Origin of the sequence: Vibrio sp. RM-69-4, assembly GCF_024743775.1 — a bacterium.
Lineage (GTDB): Bacteria > Pseudomonadota > Gammaproteobacteria > Enterobacterales > Vibrionaceae > Vibrio > Vibrio anguillarum.
In genome coordinates this window covers 1-6,488 of the sequence record NZ_JAMQXI010000002.1, presented here as the reverse complement: position 1 = coordinate 6,488, position 6,488 = coordinate 1, and the positions used below count along the sequence as shown (strand labels likewise).

Sequence of the window (6,488 nt, the reverse complement as noted above, 5' to 3'; positions counted from 1 at the left end):
CTTTAGTGCAAAATTGAAGTTCAGTGTTTACGGTGTGTTTTTTGAGTTCGGCGGTGCGTTGTCAACCCCTTAGCCGGGCGTTATGCAACTCAGGTAAATTTAGGGCTCAATCTTTTGGGATTTCTCCGGCCATTCGTTTTGTGTTGTCGGCAAATGAGCTTTTTTATCCTCAAATTCGTGGTTAACTTAAACCGTAAAACAGACAAGATTCCTGGTTTGCCTCAATCAGTTTTAGCTTTGGCTTGTTGTCAATTTAGCGTGCGCAAAGTGTGGAAAGGGCAAGTTATTCGATCATTTCGCATTTGTTGAAAGTCTTGCCGGTTGAGTTTGTCTGGTTCAAAAGCTTGGGTTGTTGTTGAAAGGTGGGCTTTGTTTTGGCGGCTTATTTATCACGGCTCTTGCTTGGGCTGGTTCTTGAATCACTCAACCATTGCAATTGTGGCTTTTGGTCGTGTAAAGTCAGTTTATGTCATTGAATTTGCATAACAAACGGCTCAAGAGGGATTGCCAACGCGTGGCGACTTTAGTGCAAAATTGCAGTTCAGTGTTTACGGTGTGTTTTTTGAGTTCGGCTATGCGTTGTCAACCCCTTAGCCGGGCGTTATATGCTTTGGGGTAGCTTCTTGAGTTGTTACCATATACAATCCTTTAGGTGTCATATCTCATAATTTTAAATACAGTGGTATCGTAGTGGCAGAAACAAAAGGTGAGTTGGTTGTTCGAGGGATGATGACAGACGAGTCTGATAGAAAGCCTGTGCTGGGTTCTTCTGATACTCCAGGGTCGATCGCTCGTAAGCTTGGGGTGAGAGTCCCAACTGATATTGAAGTTGATGCTCAGGGGAATGTTAAAGCAGGATTTCATGGTATGTCGGTGTCGCCTATTCCTGTCGAAAACTTGCCTCAACACAGAAGACCTCCAGAATTTGGTGGTACTGGCAAAGACCCAATATGGGGCTTGCACACTATTCATTTGGGTACTTTAGACTTGAAATATGTTCCAGATCCTGAAAAACCGTCTCATGGTTTTATTGCCCCAGCTATGGATATGGAATATACTCACTATGAACAGTGTATATACAACACTCGAGATATTTGGTGTCCTATTGTTAAAGAGGATTTGGACGATGAAAATTCATAGAAGTTTACTAGTTGCTGTAGAGCAATCAGCTGGTGAAAATGTGCTTCGTGATATTTGTTTATCACTCCTTAACACCGGTGTCCCTGCTGACTCTATCCTTGATGAGTTTGAAGAACTTCGTGCAACTCATACTTTAGATGATGAATACGAAGATACATTGTTAGATGTTATGGACTCACTGTGCGGGTGGTGTTCACCTAATCATGCATTAGTCCCATCTGCTGCATAAGATTTTAAAGAGCTGCTTAAAAGCAGCTCTTTTTTATTGTCTCAAGCAAACCTAATACACGCATATAACAAAGCATTTAAGAGGGATTCAAAACGCTTGGCATTAGCGGTTGAGTCCCTTTCTGCGTTTTCGGTGGTCCCTCCTAGTCTTTCATAGGCGTTTTTCACCCCTTAATGCGGCGTTATGCAACTCAGGTAAATTTAGGGGTTCAATCTTTTTAGATTTCTCCGGCCATTCGTTTTGTGTTGTCGGCAAGTGAGCACTTTTACCCTCAAATTCTTGGTTAACTCAAACCGTAAAACAGGCAAGGTTCTTTGTTTGCCTCAATCAGTTTTAGCGCCGGTGCGTTGTGAATTTTGCGCGCGCAAAGTGTGGAAAGGGCAAGTTAATCGAGCATTTCGCACTTGCTGAAAGTCTTGCTTGTTGAGTTTGTCTCATTCAAAAGCTTGGTTTGTTGCTGAAAGGTGGGCTTTGTTTTGGTGGCTCATTTATCACGGCTCTGGCTTGAGTTGGTTCTTGAATCACTTAACCATGGCAATTGTGGTTTTTGGTCGTATAAAGTCGGTTTATCTCATTGAATTTGCATAACAAACGACTCAAGAGGGATTGCCAACGTGTGGCGACTTTAGTGCAAAATTGCAGTTCAGTGTTTAAGTGTGTTTTTTAAGTTCGGCGGTGCGTTGTCAACCCCTTAGCCGGGCGTTATGCCTTTTCCTCAAATATCGGCAAGGAGAGTCAATTTGAAAATAGTAGAAGCAGATAAAATCCACCTTGAAACTGTTGCTCAATTATTTGATTTATATCGTCAATTTTATGGGCAAGAGTCAGATTTGGCGCAAGCTTCGCGTTTCATTGAGGAAAGGCTCAATCATTCAGATTCAGTCATTTTCTTAGCACTTGATCATCATGATCACCCGTTGGGTTTTGTTCAGCTTTATCCATCGTACTCTTCAGTCGCGATGAAGCGTATGTGGTATTTGAATGATTTGTATGTAATTGAATCAGCAAGACATAAGGGGGTTGGTAAAGCATTGCTACAGAAAGTCAAAGTTTATGCTAAAAAAACCAATGCTTTAACTGTGAAGCTTGCGACTTCAATTGATAACGAATCAGCAAAAAATCTATATGTATCTGAGGGTTATTCTAAAGTTACGGCTTTTGAGCACTTCACACAAAAAGTAGTACAGGCATAACAAACAATTTAAGAGGGATTCTCAATGCTTGGCATTTTTGGTTCTACTTCAAGTTTTGTGTTTATGGCACAATGCTTTAGGTTAGGTGGAGGCGTTGTTCACCCCTTAATTGGGCGTTATGTTTTAATAAGATTTCAATGGCTTAAATGCCTTCGAGTCGTTCTTTCCCCCTTGGGTTATTCGTTGGGAGTAGACTCAGCAAATCACCATTATCGCTCAGTTCTTAAATCTCTCAGCCCGTAAAACATGCCAAAGTTCGTGGGTTGCTTCATTCGAGTTTTAGGGTGGTTTGCTCATCTTGTTTCTCTGGCTCAAAGTCGCTTTGGGCATATTTCCCAATCAGCCAATAACCTTGGCAGTTGAGTCGGCAAATCGCCATTGTTCTGCGCTGTTGTTGGTAAGAAAGGGCACTTGTTGAAAGAGTATCGAGTTGCCTCATTATCAGGGAAGTGGACTTATTCGTTTCCGGTTTGGCGCATCTGGCGGTCAAGTGAGTTCGAGCTTGTGATTTAGTTCAGAAAACTAGGTCAATACTTCAGTTCTTTGCCAAGTAAATCAACGAATTGTGCTAAAACATAACAAAGCATTTAAGACGGATTCTCAACGCTTGGCAATTTCAGTTCAGGTCGGCTTTAGTGTTAAATGTGGCAAGGTTTTAGGTTGGGTGGTCGCGTTGTTCACCACTTAATGCGGCGTTATGTACTTTTACGGAAAATCAGAAGCTTATGGATGAAAATACTGAAATTTGGCGTCAGTACTACGAAAAGGCATTGTCTCGCCCACATTCAAAACGTACTGAGTTTGCAGCCCAACTCAATGAATCAAATCTCAAAATAGCCACTGACTGCGGTTGTGGAACAGGCAGTGACATCGAATACCTAGAACAACTGGATTTTCAAGTTCATGGCTTCGATATTAATCCTGATTCGGTCGCTATTTGTAGAGATAGGTTTGGGTCAAAGTCATTAGTGGATATCGCAGAGTCTTCGTTTGAGTCCTTCGACTATCCAAAATCTGGTGTAGTTATCGCAAACTCTAGTTTGTTCTTCGCTGACCCAAAACAATTTGAATCGACTTGGAGCAATATTTGTTCATCAATTGAAATTGGTGGGGTGTTTGCTGGTGACTTCATGGGTTTCAAAGACAGTTGGGCTCACAACTATCGTAGTCCTACAGCACCGTTATCGGAATCAGAGGTAAAGGCTTTGTTCTCAGGCTTTGAAATAGTCAGGTTCGTTGAACGTGATGAAAAAGCGAAAACCTCATTGGGTAGAATGAAGCATTGGCATACATATTCCGTGGTCGCAGTGAAACGTACATAACAAAGCGTTTAAGGCAGATTCCCAACGCTCGGCATTTTCAGTTTGCTTTGAATTTAGTGTTTACGGCACAATGGATTAAGTTTGGTGGTCTGCGTTGCTCACTACTTAACGCGGCGTTAAGCCCTAAACGATATTCGAGAGTAGGTTGGATTTGAATGAGTTTGATATTTGCCAAAAAAGATATGTTTGAAAATATCTGTGTTGTTAGTGACACTAGGCTTAATCACGATGTAAGTCGTAAGCTACCGACTTATTCTGATTATCAGAAGAACGGTGGTTTGAAATTGTTCCTCGTTAACAATAACAAAGTTGCTATCGCTTTTGCTGGTTGTAGTGCTGAAGCGCAAGAAGCTTTCGATCAAATTGAAGTTGGTTCCTTTTCAATTAGTCAAACATTAGAAGTCCTGTCATCAAGTAGTTTTGCTAAAAATACAGATTATTTAGTTTGCGACGCTGTTGAAAATGTAATTTATAAAATCTCTGAGGCGCAAGTGTCGACGCCGAATTTTGCTTATATTGGTGACTTTGATGGGTATCAGCTCTTAACAAAGAACATTCAACACTCGTCAGGTTTAGATGAGCTGGAATCTGCAATGAATATCGTCATTGAAAACCCTAAAGTAAAGACTGTGGGCGGATATTGTATTTCATCAATCTCTAGCGACGGTGAGTTCAGGTATATACAGAAGCATGCATTCTCACAATTTAAGGGGCGTATTGAAATATCCGGCACTCCAACACAACTGCCTATAATATCAAACTCAAAACATGACACATACTCGTACGTATGGACTGGAGATAAACATGGCTTTGGCTTCTACTTTTACGAAGCTAAACTAGGGCTAATATATATGCCATTAAAAATTCAACCTGTAGAGATTTTAACAGGGATTGGATTTCATGATTTTGACGAAAATTTAAAGAAATATAATTTGAAGCTGCCAGTTAAAATCGGGGCGGTTAGTTCAGAAGAAGAAACAATAGACTTTTCATATGACCTTTATCAGGCTGGTCAATATCAACGGTGTGTCGAAAAAATCACGTCATTAGGAAGTAAGCTTAATGACCATCCACAAGTCTATTTTCAAGCAAACTACCTCTTGGGGTGTTGTTACAAAGAACTAGGAATAGCGGCAGAGCGTCAAGGTTTTAAAGAGAGCTATGACTTACTAGACAAAGCAGTTAAACACTTCATCTTGCTTATTAATGATTACAAGCCTGATTACAGTGTTCAAACGAACATGGCAATAGCTTATTACTATCTTGGGCATGTAACTGAAGATTTGGTTGCCAAGAAGACTTGCTTTCATGGATCTGTTAATTGCAATACAAACGCTGTGAACCTTGATTGCAAAAAAGTTCTTCCTTACCACAACAGAGCGTCTGCAAACTACGAATTACTTCGTTTTTGCAGAAATAGCGCTGAACTGAATCGTGTAATTCAAAGTGTTGTGTCTGACTGCGAACTTGCACTTAGTCTAGATCCAAAGCATCAAATTTCAGCCAGTTTAAAAATGCACGCGCTGTCAATGCGGGCTTAACAAAGCGTTTAAGACGGATTCCCAACGCTTGGCATTTCAGCTTACTTTGGGTTAAGTGTTTATGTCACAATGGTTTAGGCTGGGTGGTTGGCGTTGCTCACCACTTAACGCGGCGTTAGGCAATGTGAGTTTTTATCAGCTAAAACGAGTTGAAATTGAACGGTAAATTCCATGTTCTCATGGCTGAACTTAAGCAAATGAATAATCATCACATATTTGCTGTTTCTTGATCGCGTTGGGTTGGTTATCGCTGTGAATTCATCGGCAAAATAACCTTCAGCATTCAAACGTCCGCCGAGCATGCTACGCTCGTCACTTTTCTTCCAAATCGCTCAATTTGAGTTTTTTTGTTTCTTTGCTGATTCAGCATTTTGGTTTATAAATGAATCTGTTAGTTAGTTTTAAGTTTGCAAAAAAGCCTGTTCTTTGTTTTTGAAAGTATCATTGTCAATCGGTTGGCCTAACAAACGGCTCAAGAGGGATTGCCAACGCGTGGCGACTTTAGTACAAAATTGAAGCTCAGTGTTTACAGTGTGTTTTTTTAGTTCGACTATGCGTTGTCAACCCCTTAGCCGGGCGTTATGCAACTCAGGTAAATTTAGGGGTTCAATCTTTTTAAGTTTCTCCGGCCATTCGTTTTGTGCTGTCGGCAAATGAGCACTTTTACCCTCAAATTCGTTGTTTACTCAAGCTGTAAAACAGGCAAAGTTCTTTGTTTGCCTCAATGAGTTTTGGTGCTGTTTTGTTGCCAATTCAGCGTGCGCAAAGTGTGGAAAGGGCAAGTTTATCGAGCATTTTTCACTTGCTGAAGTTTTCGCTCGTTGAGTTTGTCTCATTCAAAAGCTTGGTTTGTTGCTGAAAGGTGAACTTTGTTTTGGCAGCTTATTTATCGCAGTTCTTACTTGGGTTGATTCTTGAATCACTCAACCATTGCAATTGTGGCTTTTGATCGTATAAAGTCGGTTTATCTTGTTGAATTTGCATAACAAACGGCTCAAGAGGGATTGCCAACGCTTGGCGACTTTAGTGCAAAATTGAAGTTCAGTGTTTACAGTGGTTTTTT

At 40.8% G+C, this 6,488-nt stretch carries 5 protein-coding genes; all 5 read left to right on the top strand.

The genetic code is table 11. The features are described from left to right. The first annotated feature begins 690 nt into the window (after positions 1-690). The gene (locus tag NB504_RS00025; RefSeq protein WP_258428048.1) at positions 691-1,140 is read left to right on the top strand and encodes a hypothetical protein; all 450 of its coding nucleotides are present in this window, start codon (positions 691-693) and stop codon (positions 1,138-1,140) included. Continuing rightward, positions 1,127-1,369 (top strand): hypothetical protein, encoded by a 243-nt coding sequence (locus tag NB504_RS00020; protein WP_053310697.1) that lies wholly within the window; start codon positions 1,127-1,129, stop codon positions 1,367-1,369. Before NB504_RS00025 ends, NB504_RS00020 begins: the two co-directional genes overlap by 14 nt. Before the next feature lie 740 nt (positions 1,370-2,109). Continuing rightward, complete coding sequence (locus NB504_RS00015; RefSeq protein WP_258428046.1) at positions 2,110-2,562, top strand: GNAT family N-acetyltransferase; 453 nt, start codon at positions 2,110-2,112, stop codon at positions 2,560-2,562. A gap of 725 nt (positions 2,563-3,287) precedes the next feature. Further along, positions 3,288-3,884, top strand: coding sequence for a bifunctional 2-polyprenyl-6-hydroxyphenol methylase/3-demethylubiquinol 3-O-methyltransferase UbiG (locus NB504_RS00010; RefSeq protein ID WP_258428045.1), 597 nt, complete (start codon positions 3,288-3,290; stop codon positions 3,882-3,884). A 155-nt stretch (positions 3,885-4,039) separates the two neighbouring features. Beyond that, a complete protein-coding gene (locus NB504_RS00005) occupies positions 4,040-5,425 on the top strand; it encodes a hypothetical protein (RefSeq protein ID WP_258428044.1) in 1,386 nt (461 codons plus the stop codon). Positions 5,426-6,488 lie beyond the last annotated feature (1,063 nt).